The sequence below is a fragment of the Paracoccus isoporae genome, from assembly GCF_900101865.1.
Classification (GTDB): domain Bacteria; phylum Pseudomonadota; class Alphaproteobacteria; order Rhodobacterales; family Rhodobacteraceae; genus Paracoccus; species Paracoccus isoporae.
This window is the reverse complement of the sequence record NZ_FNAH01000003.1, coordinates 313,740-337,520: the sequence shown is the minus strand read 5'-3', so window position 1 is coordinate 337,520 and position 23,781 is coordinate 313,740. Positions and strand designations below refer to the sequence as shown.

Annotated in this window: 20 protein-coding genes and 3 pseudogenes; 18 read left to right on the top strand and 5 right to left on the bottom strand. The window is 64.2% G+C overall.

Features of this window, described 5'->3' with window-relative positions; genetic code table 11:
• Positions 1 to 96: 96 nt before the first annotated feature.
• A pseudogene (locus BLT73_RS07855) lies at positions 97 to 1,050 on the bottom strand (IS256 family transposase); the annotation flags it as partial.
• A gap of 63 nt (positions 1,051 to 1,113) precedes the next feature.
• Between BLT73_RS07855 and BLT73_RS07850 the strand changes: the two are divergent.
• Positions 1,114 to 1,502, top strand: a pseudogene (locus BLT73_RS07850) (integrase core domain-containing protein); the annotation flags it as partial.
• Between the two features lie 40 nt (positions 1,503 to 1,542).
• Here the strand turns inward: BLT73_RS07850 and BLT73_RS07845 are convergent.
• A pseudogene (locus tag BLT73_RS07845) lies at positions 1,543 to 2,174 on the bottom strand (IS3 family transposase); the annotation flags it as partial.
• Between the two features lie 294 nt (positions 2,175 to 2,468).
• Positions 2,469 to 3,854 (bottom strand): HTTM domain-containing protein, encoded by a 1,386-nt coding sequence (locus BLT73_RS07840; protein ID WP_090522539.1) that lies wholly within the window; start codon positions 3,852 to 3,854, stop codon positions 2,469 to 2,471.
• Between the two features lie 89 nt (positions 3,855 to 3,943).
• Here BLT73_RS07840 and BLT73_RS07835 point away from each other — a divergent pair, with 89 nt between their 5' ends.
• The 5 genes from BLT73_RS07835 to BLT73_RS07815 all read left to right on the top strand — a co-directional run bounded on the left by BLT73_RS07835 (position 3,944) and on the right by BLT73_RS07815 (position 8,860).
• Positions 3,944 to 4,348 carry a thiol-disulfide oxidoreductase DCC family protein gene (locus BLT73_RS07835; RefSeq protein ID WP_090522537.1) on the top strand — a complete coding sequence of 135 codons (405 nt, stop codon included), beginning with the start codon at positions 3,944 to 3,946 and terminating at the stop codon, positions 4,346 to 4,348.
• 248 nt (positions 4,349 to 4,596) lie between these two features.
• Positions 4,597 to 5,169, top strand: coding sequence for an EF-hand domain-containing protein (locus tag BLT73_RS07830; RefSeq protein ID WP_090522535.1), 573 nt, complete (start codon positions 4,597 to 4,599; stop codon positions 5,167 to 5,169).
• A gap of 180 nt (positions 5,170 to 5,349) precedes the next feature.
• Complete coding sequence (locus BLT73_RS07825; RefSeq protein WP_143025647.1) at positions 5,350 to 6,195, top strand: alpha/beta fold hydrolase; 846 nt, start codon at positions 5,350 to 5,352, stop codon at positions 6,193 to 6,195.
• A 110-nt stretch (positions 6,196 to 6,305) separates the two neighbouring features.
• Positions 6,306 to 7,274, top strand: coding sequence for a P-loop NTPase family protein (locus tag BLT73_RS07820; protein ID WP_090522531.1), 969 nt, complete (start codon positions 6,306 to 6,308; stop codon positions 7,272 to 7,274).
• The gene (locus BLT73_RS07815; RefSeq protein WP_176804996.1) at positions 7,271 to 8,860 is read left to right on the top strand and encodes an ABC transporter transmembrane domain-containing protein; all 1,590 of its coding nucleotides are present in this window, start codon (positions 7,271 to 7,273) and stop codon (positions 8,858 to 8,860) included. The genes BLT73_RS07820 and BLT73_RS07815 overlap by 4 nt, the downstream gene beginning before the upstream one ends.
• 19 nt (positions 8,861 to 8,879) lie before the next feature.
• Here BLT73_RS07815 and BLT73_RS07810 read toward each other — a convergent pair whose 3' ends face one another.
• Positions 8,880 to 9,791 (bottom strand): S8 family serine peptidase, encoded by a 912-nt coding sequence (locus BLT73_RS07810; protein WP_245727173.1) that lies wholly within the window; start codon positions 9,789 to 9,791, stop codon positions 8,880 to 8,882.
• Between BLT73_RS07810 and BLT73_RS17570 the strand changes: the two genes are divergently transcribed.
• From BLT73_RS17570 to BLT73_RS07785, 5 genes are all read left to right on the top strand, one after another.
• Positions 9,750 to 10,829 carry an RNA polymerase sigma factor gene (locus BLT73_RS17570; protein ID WP_245727166.1) on the top strand — a complete coding sequence of 360 codons (1,080 nt, stop codon included), beginning with the start codon at positions 9,750 to 9,752 and terminating at the stop codon, positions 10,827 to 10,829. The two genes, BLT73_RS07810 and BLT73_RS17570, sit on opposite strands and share 42 nt — an antisense overlap.
• 42 nt (positions 10,830 to 10,871) lie before the next feature.
• A complete protein-coding gene (locus BLT73_RS07800; protein WP_090522524.1) occupies positions 10,872 to 11,555 on the top strand; it encodes an anti-sigma factor family protein in 684 nt (227 codons plus the stop codon).
• Positions 11,556 to 12,079: 524 nt separating this feature from the next.
• Complete coding sequence (locus BLT73_RS07795) at positions 12,080 to 13,297, top strand: homogentisate 1,2-dioxygenase (protein ID WP_090522522.1); 1,218 nt, start codon at positions 12,080 to 12,082, stop codon at positions 13,295 to 13,297.
• Complete coding sequence (locus BLT73_RS07790) at positions 13,294 to 14,016, top strand: IclR family transcriptional regulator (RefSeq protein WP_176804995.1); 723 nt, start codon at positions 13,294 to 13,296, stop codon at positions 14,014 to 14,016. Before BLT73_RS07795 ends, BLT73_RS07790 begins: the two co-directional genes overlap by 4 nt.
• Before the next feature lie 96 nt (positions 14,017 to 14,112).
• A complete protein-coding gene (locus tag BLT73_RS07785) occupies positions 14,113 to 15,573 on the top strand; it encodes an aldehyde dehydrogenase family protein (protein WP_218132517.1) in 1,461 nt (486 codons plus the stop codon).
• A gap of 8 nt (positions 15,574 to 15,581) precedes the next feature.
• Here BLT73_RS07785 and BLT73_RS07780 read toward each other — a convergent pair whose 3' ends face one another.
• Complete coding sequence (locus BLT73_RS07780; RefSeq protein ID WP_090522519.1) at positions 15,582 to 16,289, bottom strand: GntR family transcriptional regulator; 708 nt, start codon at positions 16,287 to 16,289, stop codon at positions 15,582 to 15,584.
• A 204-nt stretch (positions 16,290 to 16,493) separates the two neighbouring features.
• On the opposite strand from BLT73_RS07780, the gene BLT73_RS07775 reads away from it, so the two are divergent.
• The 7 genes from BLT73_RS07775 (at position 16,494) to BLT73_RS07745 (ending at position 23,768) form a co-directional block, all read left to right on the top strand.
• Positions 16,494 to 17,711, top strand: coding sequence for a CaiB/BaiF CoA transferase family protein (locus BLT73_RS07775; RefSeq protein ID WP_090522517.1), 1,218 nt, complete (start codon positions 16,494 to 16,496; stop codon positions 17,709 to 17,711).
• Positions 17,711 to 18,604, top strand: coding sequence for a hydroxymethylglutaryl-CoA lyase (locus BLT73_RS07770; protein ID WP_090522515.1), 894 nt, complete (start codon positions 17,711 to 17,713; stop codon positions 18,602 to 18,604). Before BLT73_RS07775 ends, BLT73_RS07770 begins: the two co-directional genes overlap by 1 nt.
• Positions 18,605 to 18,894: 290 nt before the next feature.
• Positions 18,895 to 20,118 carry a branched-chain amino acid ABC transporter substrate-binding protein gene (locus tag BLT73_RS07765; protein ID WP_176804994.1) on the top strand — a complete coding sequence of 408 codons (1,224 nt, stop codon included), beginning with the start codon at positions 18,895 to 18,897 and terminating at the stop codon, positions 20,116 to 20,118.
• A 29-nt stretch (positions 20,119 to 20,147) separates the two neighbouring features.
• Positions 20,148 to 21,089, top strand: a complete 942-nt coding sequence (locus BLT73_RS07760; protein ID WP_090522511.1) for a branched-chain amino acid ABC transporter permease — start codon at positions 20,148 to 20,150, stop codon at positions 21,087 to 21,089.
• Between the two features lie 8 nt (positions 21,090 to 21,097).
• Positions 21,098 to 22,324: a branched-chain amino acid ABC transporter permease gene (locus BLT73_RS07755; RefSeq protein WP_090522509.1), complete on the top strand. Its 1,227-nt coding sequence runs from the start codon at positions 21,098 to 21,100 to the stop codon at positions 22,322 to 22,324.
• Positions 22,321 to 23,073: an ABC transporter ATP-binding protein gene (locus tag BLT73_RS07750; protein ID WP_090522507.1), complete on the top strand. Its 753-nt coding sequence runs from the start codon at positions 22,321 to 22,323 to the stop codon at positions 23,071 to 23,073. The genes BLT73_RS07755 and BLT73_RS07750 overlap by 4 nt, the downstream gene beginning before the upstream one ends.
• A complete protein-coding gene (locus tag BLT73_RS07745; RefSeq protein WP_090522505.1) occupies positions 23,070 to 23,768 on the top strand; it encodes an ABC transporter ATP-binding protein in 699 nt (232 codons plus the stop codon). The genes BLT73_RS07750 and BLT73_RS07745 overlap by 4 nt, the downstream gene beginning before the upstream one ends.
• Positions 23,769 to 23,781 lie beyond the last annotated feature (13 nt).

Below are 23,781 nucleotides of genomic sequence, written 5' to 3'. Positions count from 1 at the left end.
CGACACAATCTCTTCCGGCTTCGGTCGCTTGTTTGCCATCTCTGATCCTCCGTTTCCTAATCATAACGGCGGACCACTTCAGTGGGGGAGGATCACCTGGCGCCGGGCTGGGGCGATGGAGGCGTATTTCCCGGCCCATTTCTCCTCGAAGGCATCGAGCTCGGCCTCGGCCATATCGGCAGTCGGGGCGCAGTAAATCCGGCGCAGATCGGCGGCCACGACCTTGCGGTCCTTCCAGGAGCAGAAGTTCAGGGAATGGCGCACCAGATGCACGATGCAGGTCTGGACCATGGCGTCTGGGAATGCGGCGGTGATCGCCTCGGGAAAGCCCTTCAGCCCGTCCACGACGGCGACCAGGATGTCCTGTGTGCCCCTGTTCTTCAGCTCGTTCATCACCGAGAGCCAGAATTTGGCACCCTCATTCTCGGCGATCCGCAGGCCCAGAACCTCGCGGCTCCCATCACGGGTGACGCCCAGGGCGACGTAGACGGCCTTGTTTTTGACCGTCCGGCTGTCGACGTCACGGATCTTCACCCTGAGCGCATCGAAGATAACGATCGGATACATCCGCTCCAGCGCCCGGCTCTGCCATTCGCGGACCTCATCCAGCACGGCATCGGTGACGCGGCTGATCAGGTCGGGCGAGACCTTCAGACCATAGAGATCGAGCAGATGCGCCTGGATGTCCCGTACGGTCAGCCCGGCGGCGTAGAGCCCGACGATCTTGTCGTCCATCCCGTCGATCCGGGTCTGGCCCTTCTTCACCAACTCTGGCTCGAAGCTGCTCTCGCGGTCGCGGGGCACCGCCACCGGCATCTCTCCGTCCTGACCTTTCAGCACCTTGGTCGAGGTGCCTTTCCGGCGGTTGCTCTGACCCGGAGGGGCTTCCCTGCCATCCTCATAGCCAAGATGCGCCGTCAGCTCGGCGCCCAGCATCCGCTCCATGAGCTTGATCTTCAGCTCTTTCATCAGCCCGGCATCGCCGAGCAGATCCTCAGGGCGCTCCACACCCTTCAGCAGTTCGTCCAGGATTTCTTTCGAGATGGTCATTCATGCTTCCTTTCGGTGAAGCATGGACCGGATCAATCATACACAGAAGACCGGACACTCTCCAACCGCGAAGGCCTGGGCATCGAGGTCGACTTCTTGCTACCCGCCGAACGGGTCGTCCGGGCGCTGACCCAGATCATCGAATGGCGCGGCAGGCCCTTGGCGATCAGGGTCGACAACGGCCCCGAATATGTCAGGTCCACGCTGATGAACTGGGCCGAGAGACAGGGTATCGGCCTGACCTACATCCAGCCCGGAAAGCACAGCAGAACGCCTATGTCGAACGCTACAACCGGACGGTCCGGCACGAATGGCTGGACCTCTACATCTTTGAAACCATCGAGGAGGTGCAAGAGATCGCCACCGAATGGCTATGGACCTACAACAACGAACGCCCCAACATGGGCAACGGCGGGGTCACACCCGCCATGAAACTGAAAATGGCCGCGTGAATTCTATGAACGCGCCCCGTTAAAAAGGGGAGGATTACCCCCGAAACGCCCTGCCGTCATCAGTCCGGCAATGCACGAAATCATAGGACCAGACATGGTCGCGGTATTCCGGTCGCAAACGGACACAGAACCCGTCATTCAGCCATAGCCGACCTTTCTTCGGTTGCTTTACCGGCACTTTTAGCCCCTCCCGTCGCCACAGCCGCTCGACGCGCTTGTCGTTCACCTGCCAGCCGGCATCGCGTAGCGAGGCTGCGATCCGGCGATAGCCATAGCGGCCATATTGGCGTGCCAGTTCGAACATGTCCGCGACCTGCCGGCCTTCGTCTGCCCGGCCTTTCGGCAGCCTGCGCTGTGTCGATCGATGTTGGCGCAGCACCTGACAGCCACGGCGTTCGGAAATGCCCAACTCACCACGAAGATGGTCGATGCAGGCCCGGCGCCGAGCGGGGTTCAATAGTTTCCCCAGGGCGCCTCCGCCAGGATTAGCTTGTCCAGCGTCAGGTCCGAAACCGCACGCCGCAGGCGTTCGTTCTCCAACTGCAGGCGCTTCAGTTCCCTCAACTGATCCACACCCGTCCCACCATACTGTTTTCGTCAGCGGTAATAGGTCTGTTCAAAAACCCCGATCTTCCTGATCGCGTCCAGACGAGACATGCATTGTCCCATCAGAACCTAAACCTGCCGCAACTTCGACACAAACTCTTCTGGCTTCGGTCGCTTGTTTGCCATCCGTTATCCTCCGTTTATTAACCATAGCGGCGGACCACTTCAAAGGGGGAGCATCAACGGTAGTCCTCGGGTAGGTCAGGCCCGTTACGCTCCCCGGCATGGCGGATTTTGCGACCAGCGTGATGCCACGTCTGAGCCCCGAAAAACTTCGGCTGCTGGGTGGTCGCCGGAAGGCAGGGCGATGACACAACACCGCAACCACATTCTATCAGCCACTCGCAGATCGCGCGCCGGTCAGTTATCCGCCACACCCCACACGGGGACCTCGGATGGAAGCACCCATTCATCCGCGGCCATCGGCAGAACGGAAACCGCTGTCAGATCCACGTTGGGATTGACATAGGTCTGCAGCGGACGGCCGTTCAGGGATTTGCGGATCTCGGCGCGGACCGTGACCTCGGTATAACCTCGATCCAGCCAGATGCTCTCCAGATACAGCGCGAATTGATGGATCATGTCGGGGCGCACCAGCATTTTCGTGGCCTGACGCGCGGACAGGTAGTCTACCGGATCGACGGTCCATTCCTGACCATGGGCGGTCACGATGAAGCGGCCCTCGCCATAGCGGTCATAAATACGCATCCGCCATGAAAAACGATGCCCGTCACCGCTCCAACGGACCTCGGATGGAAAATATCCGGCGCGGAGGGGAAGGAAGATCTGAACAGCGATCCAGATCACGATCGCAGTGAGTGTGACGCCGGAGAGGGGCCGCATCGCCGGCACGCTCGGGCGCGTCAGCGGAGGCAGGTTCTCGAACCGACCCAGAAGCCAGCGCGCGGCGCGGTGCGGCCAGTCGGGCGCGAAGAAGATCGTTGTTGCGGCAATGGTGAGCCAGGGGAAGATGCCGATATTGAAGAACATCGCATTGGCGCTGTGAAAGACGCAGTAGATCATGAATGTCGCCAGCCGCGTCCGCCTCCACAGCAGCAGCGGCGCGCCCAGCAGGTGCAATGCGATGGTTCCCCAACTGGCGGCGATGATCGCCCAGTCCTGCTGAAAAAGGACACCGAAGGGAAAATCATCGGCCTGCGCCCGCAACCACAGGCCAAGCGGCTCTCCGGCCAGCCAGTCGGGGGTCAGTTTGACCAGGCCGGCGAAGATCAGCATGATTTCCATCTGGGCGCGCAGAATGAACACCGCGGCATAGGGCACGCGCGTCCTATACGCGCGCCGCTGCGCATCCACGGACAACACGCGCTGCGCAGGCAGGACGCACATCAGGATCAGGAACAGGATGACCAGATAGAAGTGGTTCAGGTATTCCGCCTTATCCAGCAGGAAGAAATAGGTGAAGATCACAGTCAGAGCGACAATGGCGACGCGGTAAAACAGCCCGATCATCACCAGAAAGGCACAGACGCCCATTCCCGCCCAGAGTGCATAGAGCCAAGGTCCGGGCAGTGGCGTCACCCATCCGAAGCCCGCATAGGTAAAATGGAACTCCGGTGCGATCCAGTAGCGCCAGATCCGGTCATATCGGACAAAGCGCCAGCAATCCCAAAGCAGAAGCGCGCCCAGGGCGATGCGGAAAACTGCAAGCGACAGGCCGGAGACGGGCTGCGACAATCCAGCCGCGGCGCGTGTCCACATCACTGCGGCCCGATCCGGATGGGTCATGTATCTTCTCCTGTCTGCATCCTGTAAGGGAATTACGGCAGATGCGAGACGTTATTCCCGACAGGCTGACATGATTGGGGGCGGGCGCGATGACAGGCGGGATCACGATCATTTATGACGGGCAATGTCCGTTCTGCGCGTCTTATGTGTCGATGATGCGGCTGCGCGAGGCGGTCGGGCCGGTTGAACTGGTCGATGCCCGCACGGAGGATCCGCGTGTTGAGGCGGCCATCGCGGAGGGGCTCGATCTGGATCAGGGCATGGTTGTTTTCTGGCAGGGGCGGCGATTCTTCGGTTCGGACGCCGTGCAGCTCATCGCGACGCTGTCTGCTCCGGATGGCAGGCTGAACGGGCTGCAACGCCGTCTGTTTGCATCGCCGCGTCGTGCGGCGGTGATCTATCCGCTGCTGGCGCGTGCGCGGCGCCTTTATCTGCGGCTGGCGAGGAAAGCACCGATCGCCGGCGAAAATAAAAATTCCCGAAACCGGGAATAACGACAGGACGCATCCGTAATCCATTCACTGCCCGATGACGGGCGGCAGAGGACGGAAACGATGCGACGAACTCGCACATAGCAGGCAGAGACCGGGACGCCGCGGCGGTCAGAGCCAGGCCGCCGCGGCAGACCGCAAGCCATGTTGCTCAACGACCGATCTCTGGGCGCATGCCGCGGCGGGGCTGATCCTCGTCGTCCGGCTCGCCTTATTTTTTACCCATCCGCAAGGATAGAAGGAGACCAGACATGAAACCCAGCCATACCATCGCCTCACTCGGCCTGTCGGCGCTTCTGATGACGAGCGCATCCGCCACTGCGCAATCAGTGCGGTTCTCGGATATCGATCGCAACGGCAATGGCGTGCTGTCCTATAGCGAGCTTGAACGGAGCTTCGGCCGCGCAGGTGCAGATCGGGTCTGGTCGCGCGGCGGCGGCCATGACCTGACGCGGCGAGATGTCTCGCGCATGAACCGGGGAGGCGACGACGATCGTCGCGGCAAGAGCAGCTTTAGCCGCGACGACGACGATGACGATGGCAGAGGCCGCGGCACCCGCCGCGACGATGACGATGACAACGGCCGCGCGTCCCGTGCCGGCCGGGATGACGACGACGATAATGGCCGCGCTTCCCGCGCCGGCCGGGACGATGATGATGACAATGGCCGTGGTTCGCGCGCCTCGCGGAACGATAACGATGACGGCGGCCGCAGTGGCCGGGGCGGGCGGTCATCGTCGCGCGATGACAATGACGATGATGGCGGCAGCCGGGGCGGCGGCGGCAATCGTGGCGGCGGCGGTGGGAATGACGACGACGATTGAGACGAACGTCCGCTGAACGCGCTTTGTGATCCGTGGCTGCCGCTGCTGCAGCCACGGATCTTTCATTCGGATCACCGGATTTCGCCGATGGATCTGCGCCTTGCAGAAATTTTCATCCTGGCGGGAAGAAAATCCACGGCCCGTCGTAATCCCGGCAGACACAAGGATGGGGCATCGAACATGACGTATCTGCAAAAGATCGGGACCGACCGCGCGCGCATCACGAGGCTGACAGCCGCCGGGACCACAAACCGGCTGGGTGCGAATATCATCGTCCCGGCTCAGCCCGCAGCATTGCCGCCGCTGCTCGTTCTGCATGGAATCTCGCGCAATGCGTCGGAACTGACCGGCCTGTTTCGCAGCGAGGCGGAGTCGTGCGGCCGCATGGTCATTGTGCCGCATTTCGATGCCGCGAACTGGCGCTTCTTCCAGCGTCCCGGCCGTGCCGCGCGGCCCGACCATGCGCTGCTGGCCTTGCTGTCGGCCGTGGCGCTGGAACATCCGCAATTCGCCGGCCCGGTCAGCCTGTTCGGCCATTCGGGCGGTGCGCAGCTCGCCCATCGCTTTGCCATGCTGTATCCGCAAAAGGTCGCCGACCTGCATCTCGCGGCTGCCGGATGGTATTGTCTGCCCGATCGCTCCATGGCCTGGCCCTGCGGTCTGGCGGAAAGCGGGGACAGCCGGGACGACATTTGGCTGCGCCGTTCGCGCGCCGGGCTGACCGCGTTTCTGGACCGGACCTTTCATATCTATGTCGGCAGCCGCGATACGGACCGCGACAAGACCCTGCGCCAGACACCCGAGCTTGACCGTATCCAGGGCCGCACCCGCCTCGCCCGCGCGCGACTCTATGCCGCGACGCTGGAACAGGCAGCGCAGGCGGCTGGTCTGCGCCCGCGTGTCGCGCTGCACGAGCTTGCCGGATGCGGGCATGATGTCGCCTGGGCCATCCGCCACGCCGGTCTGGCCCGTCGGGTCTGCGCGAATGCAGCTGCCGAAATACCCCCCGTGAAAATCACAGCCTGAGAATATTTTCCGAACCGGAGAACAGAATGCACACCCCCATCACACACCTTCTGGACGCCGCGAAATGGAGTTTTTCGACGCGTCGCGTTGCATGTGAGCGAATCGCCGGCATGGACGCCGATTTCGCCGCCGCCCGTTCCGGCGACCTCATCCTGGCGCAGGTCGAGGAGATCGGGCAGCACAGGCGCGTGCAACTGACCACCGGCCGCCCGTCCCAGCTGTTTCCCGGCGATCTGGTCGTGCTGGCCTGCGGCGCACGCTATGCGCCCGATCAGTTCGAGGGGCTGGCCGAGATCGATCCGGCGGGCGCCGACATGCTGGCAGGGGGCGGCTGTATCGGGCGCATGGTCGCGCGCAACGAACGGATCAAGCCCGCGACCAGGCTGCTGCCCAAGGGGCGGCTCCTGGACGGACATGGCGGCGCGGTCAATCTCGACCAGTTCGCGCTGCCAGACCCGGAACGACCGGCCGATATCCCGGTCATCGCGGTTCTGGGCACATCGATGAATTCGGGCAAGACGCTGGCCACCGCGCAGCTTGCGCTGGGTCTGCGCCGCGCAGGCTGGAAAACCGCCGCGATCAAGGCCACCGGAACCGGCGCCTTCGGTGACTATAACGAATACAGCGATATCGGCGCGCATTATGTCGGCGATTTCACCGATGCGGGGATGGTCACGACGTATCAGCAGCCTCTGCCCCGCATTCGCCGCGGGATCGAGCGTCTTCTGGGCGAAGGGCAGCGCAGCGGTGCCGAAATCGCGGTGATGGAGGTCGCGGACGGGTTGTTTCAGCGGGAAACCGCGCGACTCATCGCGGATCGGTGGTTTCGGCAGCGGATCTCGGGTCTGGTCTTTGCCTGTGGCGACGCCGTGGCGGCTGCGGGCGGTGTCAGCGCCCTGTCGCGGATCGGGTTGCGCCCGGATCTGCTGACCGGGATCGTCAGTTGCTCGCCCATGGCCAGTGCCGAGGCTTTGGCGGCGACGGGCATACCGGTCCTGCGCAAGCGCGACCTGTCCGACCCGGCAGAGGCAAACGCGCTGGCTTCGCAGGTCATGGCGCAATGGCGGCGCGCCGCATGACCCCGCTTCCGCCACTTCTGGCGGTCGGGCGGCGATGGCTGCTTGCCCGCGTGGCCGCCCTGACCCTGTTGCAGGCCGCCGCCGCCGGGGCCGCCGCAATCGCGACCCGAAGCCTGTTTGCGGCGCTTGACACCGCGCCGGAAGATCTTCCCGCCACCGCGCTCATCGTGCTGGCGCTGTCCGGCGCTGTGATCGCGACGGTGCGCGTCGCGGCGCAGCTTGCCGGCGAAAGGCTGGGGCAGGGCTACGCGCTCGATCTACGCGAGGCGCTGTTTGACCATGCCTGCGCCATGTCGGCCAGCGATGTCGCGGCGCGGCGCAGCGGCTACGTCGGGTTGCGTTTCGTGGGCGACATGACGGCGTTTCGCAACTGGGCGAGGCTGGGCCTGCCACGATTGATCGCGGGCGTTATTCTGATCCCGGCGACCTGTCTTATACTGGCATGGCTCTCGCCCGCGCTGCTGTGGGCGCTGCTGCCACCCGTCGCCGTGGCGCTTGTGGCGATTGTCGCGGGTGGGCCGATGCTGGTGCCACTGCAACGTCGATTGCGGGCGCGGCGGGGACGGATCGCTGCAGAGATGACCGAACGCATGGCGCTTGCCCCCGAGATTGACCGTCTGGGGCGGCGCAGCGGGGAGATGCGCAGGCTGCGCCAGCGCAGCGAGCGCATGATCCAGGCCGCACTTGCCCGGCTGCGCCTGGCCGAGGCGCTGAAGGCATTGCCCGACCTGGTCGCCGGTCTTTGCGCGGCGCTTTTGATCCTGATCGGGGCGCGTACAGGGCTTGGCACGGGGACGATTGCCGCAGCGCTGGCGGTGCTCGGTCTGCTGCTGACGCCGATGCGGGAGCTGGCCGGGGTCTGGAATCACTACGCCGCATGGCGGGCCGCGCGGGACAAATGCGCCGCGGCCCTGGCCCGGCCACGGCGCGGGAATTATGGCCGGCGCGGGCTTCCCCCCGGTCCGGTCACGCTCTCCATGGCCGGGTTGCCGCTCAATGCGGACAGCCCACCACTGAGCATGACCTGCGACGCGGGCGCGCGCTGTCTGCTGAGCCTGCCCGAGGCGCAGATCTCCCACCTGTTTTCCCTGCTGCAAAGGCTGGAGGTGCCGCCGCCGGAGACGCTGTTCCTGTCCGGCATCCCGCTTGAGCAGCTCAGCCGGGGGGCGCTGCGCCGCAATATCTGCCGGATCGGGCCGGATGTTCCGATGCTGCGCGGATCGCTGCGCCGGATGCTGACACTTGCGGTGTCCAGCCGCCCGGATGACGACCGGATTCTCGACGTGATCGACCGGCTTGGCCTGCGCGGGGTGCTGTGCCCCGATGGTGACCTGAACCGGCGGGTCAGCGAAGGCGGACGCAACCTGTCAACTGAACAACGCGCAGCGATCAGCCTCGTGCAGGCAGCCATGGCGCGGCCCCGGCTGGTGCTGGTCGGGCAGGACATGTCGGCGGCGGGACCGGATCTCTGCAACGCGCTTGGCCGCTGGCTGAAGGGGGCGTCTGTCACTGTCCTTTGTGCCGAAAGCGTCGCGGCGCGGATCGGGCTTGGCGAGGATGCGACAACGGCAGGCCCCGCCGGATGAGGCGGGGCTGCGGCTGTCGTTAATCGCAGGGATGCGACGGTTGCAGCAAGCCGTGGCCGAACACGTCATCGCGGCCCGCTTCCCCGAGATCCTCTGCCGAGCCCTGAATGATCTCACGGATTTCACCGGCAGACAGTTCCGGGCGGGCCTGCATCAGCAGCGCCGCCGCGGCGGTGACGAAAGGTGCGGCATAGGACGTCCCCGTCTTCCCCCGCCGCCCGCTGATCGAGGCGGCCGTCCAGACGTCCACACCCGGCGCGGCAATGTCGATATAGGCGCCCCGGCTTGCCCGGCGATAGACCCGCGCATCGCGATCCACGGCCGTCACCGCGATCACCTCCTCATAGGCCGCCGGAAAGGATGGCTGCGATCTCGGGCCGCCATTCCCAGCCGCCGCGACCAGCACCATATCCTGCGCCGCCATCAGCCGGATCTGGTCGCCAAGCGCCTGATTGTCCGGGCCGCTGAGCGACATGTTCACAATATCGACGTCTTCTTCGACCAGGTAATCCAGGGCCTCGATCAGCGCGAAGGCGTCGGCGCGCTCATCCGATCCGGCCTTGTGGAAGGCATCCACCGCGACCAGTTCGGCATGGGGCACGAGGCCGGGGGCCCGGCTGTCCTGCTGCCCGACCAAAAGTGCCGCGACCGCCGTGCCGTGCAGCCGTTCGGATGCGGCCAATTCTTGCCCGCTGTCGATCTTCCGCACCGTCACCCGCGCATGTTTCAGCGCATCATGTTCGGCGTTCAGATCGGTATCGACCATCCCGATCCGTGGTGCATCCCCGCAGCCCGAGACACTGGCCGGCCAGGCGATCATCCGTCGTGCCGGACAGATCCCGCCGGGGCAGTCCTCGCTTACAGTCTCAGCGGTCTCGGGCCGATAGAAATGGTTGAAATCCGCCGCTTCGGTCGAGGCGAGATCGCGCACGACCTGCCTTGCCTCGTCCAGTCCAAGCGCATCAGGCGTGCGAAGGCGGACGACATCCTGCCCCGAACTCAGCTCGACCTCCCGAAGCAGCTCGAAGCCCGCGTCCTGCAGCGTGTCGAGATCCGCATCGCCGAGACCCCGGGCAATCACTTCATTCGCCGCGCGCACCGGCGGCGGGGGCGGTGGTGCCGGCGCGGGGGCGGCCCGCACGCGGCGCTGCGGCTGGGGTTGCGGTTGCTGCACGCGAGGACGGGAAAACGACGTTCCCCTGTCATCATCATCGTCGTCGCTGCTGCGGCTGCGGCTCCCGCCATCGTCATCGTCGTCATTATCGCGGCCGCCGCCGTCATCGTCGTCGGCCCATGCCGCAGCGATCTGCCAGACCTGTCGATCCGGGCTGAAATCCGCACAGAGCATGGCCGCGGATACGAGCATGAACATGGTAAGCCGAAATGGCATGGCGTTCTCCCGACTGAGGTGCTGGTTGTTTACGCCGCCCGATTTTTATTATTCCTATTCAATAGGAAATTTTTCAGCGGAGTCACCATGGATGCGGACTTCAGCGAAGCTCTGATCGCTTTTCTGCCGAATCTCAGGCGCTTCGCGCTGTCGCTCGCGCGCCGTCCCGATGTGGCCGACGATCTGGTGCAGATCACGGTGGAGCGGGCCATCGCCCATGCCGTCAGCTTCGATCGCGGCCAGAAGATGGGGCCCTGGCTGTTCAGGATCATGCGGAATGCCTTCATCGACATGACGCGCCGCGAGAAGCGGTCAGGCACGCCGATCGATATTCACGACCATCCAGAGGCGCTGCCGACCGACCCCGGCCCGGCGCTTGAGGCGCGGCTGATGCTGCGCAACGTGCAGGAGGCGATGTCGGAGATGTCGGAGGATCATCGCGAGGTGCTGCACCTGGTCTGCGTCGAAGAGCTGAGCTATGCGGAGGCCGCGCAGATCCTCGATTTGCCCATTGGCACGGTGATGAGCCGATTGTCACGCGCCCGGATCGCGCTATCACAGAAGCTCGGAATAAAATGAGCGCAGGGGCGTATGCGATGAGTCACCGCGAGGAAACGGTTCATGCAGTTAGATGACGAAACCCTGATGGCGCTTGCCGATGGCGAGCTGGAACCGGCGCGGGCCGCGGCCGTCCGCCAGACCGTGGCGTCCGATCCCGATCTTCAGCAGCGTCTGCACCGTTTCGAGGAAACGCGGAGGCGGCTGGGAGAGCTGCGCACCGCACCTGAAACCGAGGATCCGCTTGCCGCGCGCATCCGTGCCGCCGCAGCACAGACCGGCCCGGCATCGGCTCCGGTGGCGGTCGCAGCCCCCGCCAACCTGAACCGCAGACCCCGGCTTGCCGCGGCTGCTGCGGCCGTTCTGGCGGTGGGGATTGGCTGGTGGTGGCTCGACGATCCGAGGAGTGAGTTCTCCGGCCCCGAAATCGCGGCGCTTGACGGCCTGCCGTCCGGCGAAACGCAGCGATTGGGGGACAGCGGTGATCTGGTGATGATTGCGTCCTTTCTGACGGTGGATGGCGGGTTCTGTCGGGAATACGAAGTTGTCGGGTCTGACGCTGTCCGCGTCGTTCTGGCCTGTGAAACCGAGGATGGCTGGCTAAAGCGCTTCGCCGCGACGACCGAAACGGGCGATGACAGCTACCGCCCGGCATCGGGCACGGGTGCAATCGACGACGCGCTCGAAGAAATCGGAGCGGCGGGTGTGATGACGCCAGAGGAAGAGGCCCGGAAGCTGGCTCGGTAAGGCGCGCCGCAGCGGACATTGAGTCCTGCACAGGGCGGTCGCCGTGACTCACGGAAAGAGCGCCTTCTCACCCTGTCGGGTCTGTCACGACGGAGCTGTGGTGTTGCCGACCAAAAAGGCGACAGCGCATGGGCCGGTTCACCTTTGCAGGCAGAAACCACATGGGCGCTTCGTCGGCACAGCATGAGGGCGAAGCGCAGGCCCAGATCAGAAAATTGTCCCCCGATCTGGCGCGCCGCTGAAAGGACTTCTTCCGCAGGACCGGATGGCACAAGAGCCGGCTCAGCGCCTCGGTAGCGTGCAGGTCCGGTCTGCGGCTGACCGAAGTTGGACAGATGAAGTCCGCATCAACGCGCAGATCCGGGAACGCCCCCTGTGTGTGGTCGCCGACTGCCAGCAATTCCGTCGCGACCCACCGACGACCATCCGGGCTGCAGAGCAAACATCCGAAACGGCAGAGCCCGTTGCATAATTGTCCTAATAATGGATAATAACGTCCGATAATCGAACATTATGGAGGTATCATGGTCTATTATCGCCGTCTGGGTGCCGTTCCCCCGAAACGCCACACGCTGTTCGACCTCGAAGACGGAACTCCGACCTTCGAGGAGTTCATCGGGGAGGAAGGCTTTTCGAGCACGGGCTCGCATATCTACCACAAGCGGGTGCCGGCCAATCTGGTCGATTCGCGGATCTGGGAGCTGGGCGATCAATCCCTGACGCCGAACGTGCCGCTGCGCCCCCGTCACCTGCGGGCGCCGCAACTCTTCGCCCGGACCGGCGCAGCCGACATGGTCCGTGATCGCCGGTTGTTGCTGGCGAATGCCGATGTTCGGCTCAGCTATGTCGTGGCAACGGAAACCTCTCCGCTTTACAGCAACGGGATCGGCGATGAGCTGGTCTTCATCGAGGCCGGGGCCGGCCGGATCGAAAGCGTGTTCGGCACGGTGGAGATCCGGCAGGGCGACAACGTGGTGATTCCGCGTGTCACCATCCATCGCTGGGTTCCCGACCCGGATGCCGGGCCGCTGCGCGCGCTTGTCGTCGAGGGCGCGGGGCATATCCAGCCGCCGCGCAAGCACCGGAGCGATTTCGGACAGTTCCTGGAAGGTGCGCCGTATAACGAGCGGGACATTCGGGGGCCGGAGCGGCTGATCTGTGTCGATGACGACGCGCTCGACCGCGACACCGAGGTCTATGTGCGCCACCGCAGCTCTCAAGGGCAGGCCGGATCCGTGGTGACCTATGACCACCATCCGTTCGATGTCGCGGGCTGGGACGGCCATCTCTATCCCTACGCGGTGAATTATCGCGACTACTCGCCGGTGCTGGGCGAGTTCCTGCAGCCCCCACCGACCTATCAGGCGTTCCAGGGCGAAGGCTTCGTGGTCTGCAATTTCGTTCCCCGGCCGCTGGAATATGGCGAGCGGGCGCTGAAGGTGCCCTATTACCACTCCAACGTGGATTCGGACGAGGTCATGTTCTACTTCGCCGGCGAAACGGCCGCGCGAAAGGGTTCGGGCATTGCGACCGGTTCGGTTTCATTGCACCCTGCCGCCTACACCCACGGTCCCCGGCGACAGAATTACCTGGACTCCGTTAACATGACTCACCCGAACGAAATGGCGTTCATGGTCGACACGTTCCGCCCGCTCGAACTGGGCGAGGGCGCGATGGATTGTGATGAGCCGAGCTATCCCTGGACATGGTCGGGTCGCGGCCCGGATCTGCCCGCCACATGAGCCGGTCCCTGCCTGGAGGAGAGTCGAAGCGCAGCAGCGCGGGGCGGGCACCGGATTCGGCGCAGACGCTGAATCGCGGGCTGGATGTCCTCGAACTGCTCGCGTCCTCCCGGCAGGGACGCACCATCACCCAGATCGCCGCCGATCTGGGTCTGAGCCGCACCATCGTCTATCGGCTGGCGACAACGCTGGTGGATCGCGGCTTGCTGCATCGCGACTCTGACGGTCTGCACACGGTCGGGCTGGGGACGTTGCGGCTTGGTGAAAACGTCCTGCCCGCATTGCGTGAAAGCACCCGGCCTGCGCTGGAAAAACTGGCCGAACGGGCGGCGGCAACCGCGCATTTCTGCGTCGCCGACGGCCCCGATGTGCTTGCCGTGTCCGTGGTCGAGCCATCGTCCACGACATTTCATGTCGCCTATCGGGTCGGCAGCCGGACGCCTGCGGGCCTCGGGGCGCTTGGCCGGGCCGTCGCGGCCGCAGCCGAGGGGCGTTCTGAAACCTTTGAAAGCGTCGGCGCGCTGGTTCCCGGCGCGCATGGCATCGTCACGTCACTGCCGGGGCTGAAGGCCGTCGCGGCGGCGATCGGCGTCGTGACCCTGGCCGGTGCCGAAACCGAGGTGATGCGGCAGGCCGTCGAGGACTGTGCCAGAGAGTTGGAGGACATCCTAGGCACTTCCGGGTCGGGAGCGCAGTCCGATCCACCCGCGTCCGAATAGCGGACACGTCTTCACAAAATACGAACATTGATCTATGATGGTCGGGACAATGCCGGCTTGCGCCGGTCGATGCCCGGATCTCTGGAGACAAACGCGATGAAGGCACCTTCCAAACTTCCCCCACGGCAACTGTTCATCGGCGGCAAGTGGCGCGACGCCAAGGACGGCGCCAGCTTCACCTCGCGCAATCCCGTCGACGGATCAGCCATTTGCGAGATTGCCGCGGCGGGTGCGGATGATGTCGATCTTGCCGTCCGGACGGCCAGCGAGGCGTTCGCGTCGAGCGGTTGGAAGGAGATGGGCGGCACGGCGCGCGGCCGCATCCTGTTCAAGGCCGCGGATCTGATCGAGGCCGAGATGGAGTATCTCTCGGCGGTCGAAACGCTGGAGGTCGGCAAGCTGTATCGCGACGGGCTTTACGGCGACCTTCCGGCGACACTGGCGACGTTCCGCTACTATGCCGGATATGCCGACAAGCTGTATGGCAGCACGGTGCAACTGCCCGACTATGCCGGGCGGCACCGGCTGAACTACACGCTGCGCGAACCGCTCGGCGTCGTGGGGGCGATCACGCCGTGGAACAACCCCATCGTCGTGGCGGGATGGAAGATCGTGCCCGCGCTGGCGGCGGGCAACTCTATGGTCATCAAGCCGCCGGAAGACGCCAGCCTGTCGCTGCTGCGCCTTGCCGAAATCCTGCAGGAGGCCGGGGTGCCGGACGGTGTCTTCAACGTCGTGCCGGGGCTGGGAGAGACCGCCGGTGCGGCACTGGCGGCGCATCCCGGCCTGGCCAAGCTGAGCTTCACCGGCAGCCCGGAGGTCGGCGCGCTGATGAGCAACCACGCCGGCGGACAGTTTCGCAAGGTGACGCTCGAACTGGGGGGCAAGAACCCGCAGATCGTTTTCGCCGATGCAAATCTCGACGGGGCGATGCCGTTCATTGCCGCCGGCAACTTCCTGCATCAGGGCCAGGTCTGCGCCGCCGGGACACGGGTCTATGTCCATCGTTCGCTCGTGGACGAGGTCGCAAACCGGCTGGTCGATCATGCCCGCAACATCAAGCTGGGCGATCCCTTCGACGACGCCGTCGGCATGGGTCCGCTGGTCAACGCGGCCCAGCACAAGCGCGTTGCGGATTATCTGGAACTGGGCGTCAGCGAAGGTGCGGAACTTCTGACCGGCGGCAATCTGGTCGAGCGCGACGGCTATTTCGTCGAGCCCACGGTGTTTGTCGGTCAGCAGCAGCAGCGCATCGCGCGCGAGGAAATCTTCGGCCCGGTCGCCACGATCATGCCCTTCGACAGCACCGATGAGGTGCTGGAACTGGCCAATGACACGCATTTCGGACTGAACGCGATCATCTATACCGAGGATCTGAATCGCGCGCATCGCACGGCGCGCGACCTGAATGTCGGAAATGTCTGGATCAACGCCTTCGGCATCCCCGACATGACGACGCCCTGGGGCGGGCGCGGCGGCAGCGGTCTGGGCCGCGAGATGGGGCCGGCCGGCATCGAATCCTATACCGAAGAAAAGACGGTGCAGATGATGTTCTGATCGTCGCGTCAGTCCTGTTCGCCGCGACGGGCCGTTGCCTGTCCGTCAAGCGGGATCTCGAAGATATCCGCGGCGGACAGGATATGCGCCTGCATCATGTTCTCGGCCCAACGCGGCGAGCGCGCGGCGATTGCGGCGGCAATCTCGACGTGATGCGCGGCCGACCGCCGTCGCTGTTCGGCGGTGAACCGGCGGAATGTGCGGCTCACCAGGGAAATATCGGTGCTGAACTTGACCAGCTGGGCCAGGCGCTGTGATTGCGTGGCCTCCAGGATCAGGGCGTGGAACCGGGCGTTCTCGCGGTCAATGCGCGTGATGACGGCGTCGTTTGCGGGATCGGTGCGGGCCAGGCGGCTCATGGTCTCTGCCGATTGGGTCAGGGCATCGATCTGGTCCTGCGTGGCGCGGATCGCGGCACGGCTGGCCGCGAAGGATTCCAAGCGCAATCGCAATTCGAACACTTCCTGGATCTCCGCGGCATCCGGCAAGGCGCATCGGATGCCCTGCCCCTTGCGGCGTTCCAGCAATCCTTCCAGCAGCAGCCGCTTCACGGCTTCGCGGATCGGGGTGCGGGAAATCCCCAGCGATTCCGCGAGGCCGGTCTCGGTAATCTTGCGGTCCTTCGGCAAGCGCCCCTCCAGAACGGCCTGCCGCAATTCGCGATAGGCACGCTCGGCCGCATTCTCGGTGGTGTTCTCGGTCTTGCCGGCCTGCATCCGCTGCCTTCTCCGCTGCCATCGGGGGGCGCTCCCGATCCGACAAAGTTATCTTAACGTGCATCAAGCGCAATCACCCATGCAAAGTATACAAATACTAGGGTTTCCGCAATCAATCGCAGATTTATCAATTTTATGTATACAAAAAATCTGAAATCCATTAGGCACAGGTTGGGAAGCTATGGCACGCAGAGGGAACAGGGGATGAAGACCACGTCACCGGACAAGTTCGGACCTTTGGCGGGGCTGACCGTGATTGAAATGGGACAGCTTCTGGCCGGACCCTTTGTCGGTTCCCGCTGCGCGGATTTCGGCGCCGAGGTGATCAAGATCGAAGCGCCGGGCAGCGGCGATCCGATCCGCAACTGGGGCAGGCTGCAGCATGAAGGCAAGACGCTGTGGTGGCCGATCATGTCACGCAACAAGAAGGCCGTGTCGGCGAATCTGCGCGATCCCAGGGGACAGGATCTGGCCCGCAAGCTTATCGCAACGGCCGATGTGCTGATCGAGAATTTCAAGCCCGGCACATTGGAAAAATGGGGGATGAGCCCGGCTGAGCTGCACCGCCTCAATCCGGGGCTGGTGATCGTGCGCGTCTCCGGCTTCGGGCAGAGCGGGCCTTATTCCGCCCGTCCCGGCTTCGCATCGGTGGGCGAGGCCATGTCGGGTCTGCGCTACGTCAACGGATTTCCCGACCGGCCCCCGCCGCGCTATGGCATCTCGCTTGGCGATACGCTGACGGCGCTGTTCGCCTTCGAGGGCATGATGATGGCGCTTTATCATCGCGACCAGCGTGGCGGGCAGGGGCAGGTGGTGGACGCCACGATCGTCGAAAGCTGTTTTGCCATGCTGGAAAGCACGGTGACGGAATATTCCAAGACCGGGTTCGTGCGAAAGCCGTCGGGCACGGGGATCGCCAAGATCGTCCCATCCAACATTTACCCGACCAGCGATGGCGGCCATGTGGTGATCGCCGCCAATGTCGATGCGATGTTTGCCCGTCTGGCCGAAGCCATGGGTCAGCCCGAACTGGCGGATGATCCGCGATTTGCCACGCATATCGCGCGCGGCGACCACGAAGACCTGCTGAACCGCATGGTGGCCGACTGGTCGGCGCAGCTCACCAAGGCCGAGCTGACGGCAAGGCTGGAGGAGTTCGGCGTCGTCTATGGTCCGATCAACTCGATTGCCGATGTGGTCGAGGATCCGCATTTCCGCGACCGGGGCATGGTGCGCCAGTTCCGCGACCCGGATTTCGGCGAGATCACCATACCGGGTGTTTTTCCGGTCCTGTCCGAGACGCCCGGCGACATTGCGTGGCTGGGGCCGCAGAAGATCGGTGCGCATAACGCGGAAATCTATGGACGGCTCGGTCTGTCCACGGCGGAGATCGAGACGCTTCAGGGCGAGGGCGTGATCTGATGATCGCGCTGTGCGATGTCGGACCGCGTGACGGGCTGCAAACCCTGCCGCGGATCTTTAGCCTGGACGAAAAGCGCCATGTCGTGACCGAGCTCGTCGCGGCCGGTCTGCGCCACATCGAGGCCGTCAGCATGGTCAACCCGCAGCGCGTGCCGCAAATGGCCGGAGCGGAGGAGTTGCTCGAATCCCTGCCAGACATGCCGGGCGTCACGCTCTCTGCCCTGGCGCTGAACCGAAAGGGCGTCGAGCGGGCGCTGGCGACGCGGGTCGATGAGATCCGGTTTGTCGTGCTGGCCTCGGACAGCTTCAGCAGACGCAATCAGAACATGGACAGCGCCGACAGCCTGGCCCAGTTCGCCGCCATCGCGCCGATCGTGAAACAGGCGGGGCGCCGCATCGTCGGGATCATCGCCACCGCCTATGGCTGCCCATTCGAGGGAGAGATGTCCGCGCGCCGCGTCGCCGCCCTGGCCGATGCGATGATTGCGGCCGGGGCCGACCAGATCCTGTTCGCGGATACGATAGGAGTGGCTGCCCCTGCCGATATTCTGCGCGTGGACAGGGCCTGCCGCGATGTTCTGGATGGCGTGCCCTGGGGCGTGCATCTGCACAATACGCGCAGCACCGGCTATGCCAGCCTGTTCGCGGCGCTGGAGCGGGGCGCGACCATCGTCGACGCCGCCATCGGCGGGCTGGGCGGCTGCCCGTTCGCGCCGCGCGCGACCGGCAACATCGCCACCGAGGATGTCCACTACATGCTCGACCGGCAGGGCGTTGCGACCGGCCTGGACCATGACCGGCTGTCGGCGCTTGTCGCCTGGCTGGCCGAGCGGGTGCCCGACCAGATCACCGGCCAACTGGCCCGAGCCGGCTGGTTTCCGGTCCGTGATTAACCCCGAAGTCTCGGGAAGCCTGACCGGTCAGATTGAAAACACCTGTCCCTGGACCGAGCACACGGTCGGGACATCGCTTGCCGGTGAGTTCCAATTCATCGCCGTCGAGGTGATGCCCGCCCGCCCGGCAAGTGCGGTCTCCTGTCAGGATAAAGGGGACCGCTCAGCGGTGTTAAAAGCGCCATATATGTATGCATAAAAAGACATTAATGGAAATTTTACTTGATTAAACTGCAAAAATGGATACAAAAATGAGAAACAGGCATTCACCGTGAATGAGGGAGGTTGACGTGAAGCATGTGATTGGAACCGTTGCCGTCAGCGCAGCACTTGTCTTCGCACCGATGGCGCAAGCCGAGGAGCCGATCCGGATCGCATTTGTCGATCCCCTGTCCGGGCCGCTGGCAAGCTCTGGCGAGCTGGGTCTGCGCCACTATCAATTCGCGGTGGACGAGATCAATCGCAATGGCGGGGTCGATGGCGGCAGGATGCTGGAAGTCGTGCCGTTCGACAGCAAGGCGAGCCCGCAGGAAACCGTCTTGCTGCTGCGCAAGCTGGCCGATGAGGGGTTCCATTACGTCAGCCAGGGCAACGGATCATCCGTGTCGGCCGCCATCATCGAGGCCGTCGAGAAGAACAACAGCCGCAATCCCGATCAGACGATGGTGTTTCTGAATTACTCCGCCGTGGATCCGGCCCTGACCAACGAGAAATGCAGCTGGTGGCATTTCCGCTTTGACACGGAAGTGAACCAGAAGACCGCGGAGATGACGGATTTCATCGCAGACAACAAGGATCTGAAGCGCATCTATCTCATCAACCAGGATTACTCCTTCGGTCATGCAGTGGGCGATGCGGCGCGCAGCATGCTGGGCGAGAAGCGTCCCGATATCGAGATTGTCGCGGATGAGTATCACCCGCTGATGAAGATCAAGGATTTCGCGCCCTATATCGCCAAGATCAAGGCATCGGGGGCGCAGGCCGTCCTGACCGGGAATTTCGGCGCTGATCTGACGCTGTTGGTCAAGGCGGCCAGTGACGCGGGGCTCGATGTAGACTGGTACACCTATTATTCGGGCCTGCTCGGCGCGGTCACGGCCATGGGCGATGCCGGCGTGAACAAGGTCTACGAGCTTTCGGAATGGCACGAGAATATCGACAACCCCGAACTGGCTGCGTTTGCCGGGGCCTATAAGGAAGAATTTGGCGATGACTGGCGCTACATGCGGGTCAAGTTCATGTTCGGCATGCTGGCACAAGCCCTCGACGAAGTCGGCGACGATCCGGCCAAGGTTGCCGCGGCGCTGTCGGGCATGAGCTATGACACGCCGCTGGGGCAGGCCGTCATGCAGCCGGAAAATCACCAGATCATCATGCCACAATTCGTCACCGTGCTGTCTCGCGATGTGCCGAATGATCTGGAAGGGACCGGGATCGGCCGCAAGACGATCCGGGAGTTCCCGGCGCAAAGCGCGGTCGTGCCCACGACCTGCCAGATGAAGCGACCCGGCTGAAGCCGCCATCAACCGACAAGGCCAGGAATGTGTCCAGTCTTCTGATCCTTTCGCTGCTGAACGGGCTGGCTTACGGGCTTCTGCTGTTCCTGCTCAGCAGCGGCCTGACCCTGATCTTCAGCATGATGGGCGTCCTGAACTTTGCCCATGCGAGCTTCTACATGCTGGGGGCCTATCTGGGGTTTCAGCTCTCCGCCGTGACCGGCTTCTGGGTGGCGATCATCATTTCGCCGATCCTGGTGGGGCTGATCGGCGCGGCAGTCGAGCGGTTCGGGCTGCGCAAGGTTCACGCCCAGGGCCATGTGGCCGAGCTGCTGCTGACCTTCGGGCTGGCCTTCCTGATCGAGGAGGTGGTGCAACTGGTCTGGGGGCGGTCTGCCGTCAACTTCGTGCTGCCACAGATCCTGCGCGATCCGATGTTCGTTCTGGATGGGGTCGCCTATCCGACCTACCGGATTTTCATGATGGCGGTGGCGCTTGGGATGCTGGCCGTGGTGATCGTCTTTCTGCGGACCACGCGGGTCGGGCTGCTGGTGCAGGCCGCGCTTGGTCTGCCCCGCATGGTCGGCATGCTGGGATATAACGTGCCGCGCCTGTTTACGCAGGTCTTTGCGGTTGGCTCCGCCCTTGCGGGCCTGGCCGGGGCCATCGGAGGCGCGGTTCTGGTGACCGAACCGGCGATGGCGCGGGAACTGGGACCGATCGTCTTTGTGGTCGTGGTCGTCGGTGGGCTCGGGTCGGTGTTCGGTGCCTTCGTGGCCTCCCTGATCATCGGCATGGTCCAGACGCTCGCCATCGGGTTCGACAGGCCGATCTATGCGATGCTCGGCTTCGGCAGCCCCGGCGAGGGCGGGCTGGCCGAGTTGTGGAGCGTGTCTCTGGCCCAGATCGCGCCACTGCTGCCCTATCTGCTGCTGGTTCTGACACTGATCTTTCGTCCGCGCGGCATCGCCGGCACCAGAGACCTCTAGGCCAGGCCATGTCGAGATATTTGAACCATTTCCTGATTGCACTGGCTCTGGCAGGCGGTGTCGCCGTGCCGTGGCTCTCAGGGTCAAGCTTCACGGCCACGCTGATGTCCCAGATCGCGATTGCCGCCGTCTTCTCGGTCTCGTTCAACCTGATGTGGGGCACCACCGGGCTGCTGTCCTTCGGTCACGCCCTGTATTTTGGTGCGGGTGCCTTCACGGTGATGCATCTGACGCGCATGGTGAACGACGGCGGGCTGGCGGTTCCGATTGCGCTTTTGCCGGCGGCCGGCGGGCTGTGCGGGCTGGTTCTGGGTCTGGTGCTGGGATCGGTCGCGACACGCCGCGGCGGCATCGCCTTCGCCATGATCACGATGGGCTTGGGCGAGTTGGCCTTCAGCCTGTCGCAGACGCTGAAAGGCACGTTCGGCGGCGAATCCGGCATCTCCGCGGACCGGACGCAGGGGCCAGAGATGTTCGGCCTGACATTCGGGCCCTATCTGCAGGCCTACTACCTGATCCTGGCCTGGGCGCTGCTGTGCCTGGGGATGATGTATTACCTGACGAAGACGCCCTTGGGACGCATTGCGACCGCTGTGCGCGACAACCCGGAACGGGCCGGATTCCTGCAATTCGATCCCTATGTGGTGCGGCTGATGATGTATGTGGCGGCCTCGGTGTTCGCGGGCATCGCCGGCGGTCTGTCGAGCCTGCTCTACGAGATCGTCACCGTCGAGGCGCTGTCGCTCAACATCTCGTCGAATGTGGTGCTGATGAGCGTGATCGGCGGGACCGGGCATTTCTTCGGTCCGGTGATGGGGGCCAGCCTGGTGACCTGGCTGCAATCGACCCTGAGCGATCACAGCGAGGCCTGGCTGTTCTATTACGGCATCTTCTTCGTGGCGATGATCGTCTTTGCGCCGGGGGGACTTGCCGGAATATGGGTCGGCGCGGTGCGGATGCTGACCGGGCAGAACCGGCTGGCCGCGCTGCGCGCCGTCGCTGGTCGTGCGCTGCGGCTCGCGCCGCTGGTGATGGGCGCTGTCCTGGCGATCGAACTGGCCTATCGCGCCTCGGTCGTCAGCACGCGGGGAACAGAGTTGCACCTGTTTGGCGCAATCACGCTGGATGCGGCCAACCTATGGTCATGGAGCGTGCCGGGACTCTGTCTGGCCGCGGGGATCTGGCTGCTTGCGGCGGGCCGCCGGGGTGCGCGCAAGCCGGAGGACCGGGCATGACCGCCGCGATCGAGTTGTCGGGGATCAGCAAGAGTTTCGGTCCGCTGCGCGTGATCGAGGGGGTCGATCTGGTCATCGAAAAATCGTCACGCCACGCCGTGATCGGGCCGAATGGTGCCGGGAAATCGACGTTGTTTCACATGATCAGCGGCCGGCTGGACGTGACCTCCGGCGTCGTGCGCCTGTTCGGAGAGGAGATCCAGAACCAGAAACCCCACAGGATCGCGCGCAAGGGCCTGTCGCGCAGCTTTCAGATCACCAACCTGTTCCCCAGGCTGACGGCCATCGAGGTGCTGACAAGCGCCATGCTGTGGCCCGCCGGTGTCAGGTATGATTTCTGGTCACCGCTCGCCCGGCTCCGCGACCTGCATGAACGCGCAGCCGCGATGGCCCGCGACCTTGGCATCGCCAGCACCGACACCCCGTCTGGGCTGCTGTCCTATGCGGATCAGCGGGCCCTTGAACTGGGGGTCGCGGTGGCGTCGGATGCACGGGTCATCCTGCTCGATGAGCCGACGGCCGGGATGAACCGCGACGAGGCCAGGCGGACACGCGATCTTATTCTGTCCACGACCGAAGGGCGCACGCTTCTCATGGTGGAACACGATATGGACGTGGTGTTCGGAATTGCCGACCGGATCTCCGTGCTGGCGTCGGGCCGGATCATTGCCAGCGGCACGCCGGAGGAAATTCGCAGGAATGCGGCCGTGCAGGAGGCCTATCTCGGCGCCGAGGAGGAGATCGCATGACCCTCGTCGTGTCCGGTCTGCATGCCTGGTACGGACACAGCCATGTGCTGCAGGGCGTCGATTTCGAGGTCGGCCCGGGCGAGATCGTTGCCCTTCTCGGCCGCAATGGCGTGGGTCGCTCGACCACGCTCAAGGCGCTGATGGGCGATGTCGAGCGGCGCGGCCGCGTGCTGCTTGACGGCGCGCGGATCGATCGGCTTGACCCGCATCAGGTGGTCCGCAGGGGTCTGGCCTATGTGCCCGAGGACCGGCAGGTCTTTCCGACCCTGACGGTCGAACAGAACCTCGATCTGGGAAACTGGCGTGGCAGGGCGGAGGGCGGCTGGACAAAACCCGATGTGCTGAGCCGGTTTCCAAGGCTGGCCGAGCGGGCGAAGGTGCCTGCCGGGGCCCTGTCCGGCGGCGAACAGCAATTGCTGAGCATGTGCCGGAGCCTGCTGTCGAACCCGCGCCTGATGCTGATCGACGAGCCGACCGAGGGGTTGGCCCCTGCGATGGTGACACAGGTGAAAGAGCTGATCGTGGAAATTGCCGCCCGCGGTTGTGCCGTGCTTCTGGTCGAGCAGAAGCTGACTATCGCCCTGAAGATCGCCAGCCGGGTTCTGGTCATGGTCCATGGGCAGATGGTCTTTCAGGACAGCACCGCTGCCTTCATCGCCGCGCCGGAGATTCGGCGGCGCTATCTCGAAGTGTAATTTCATTTTCGTA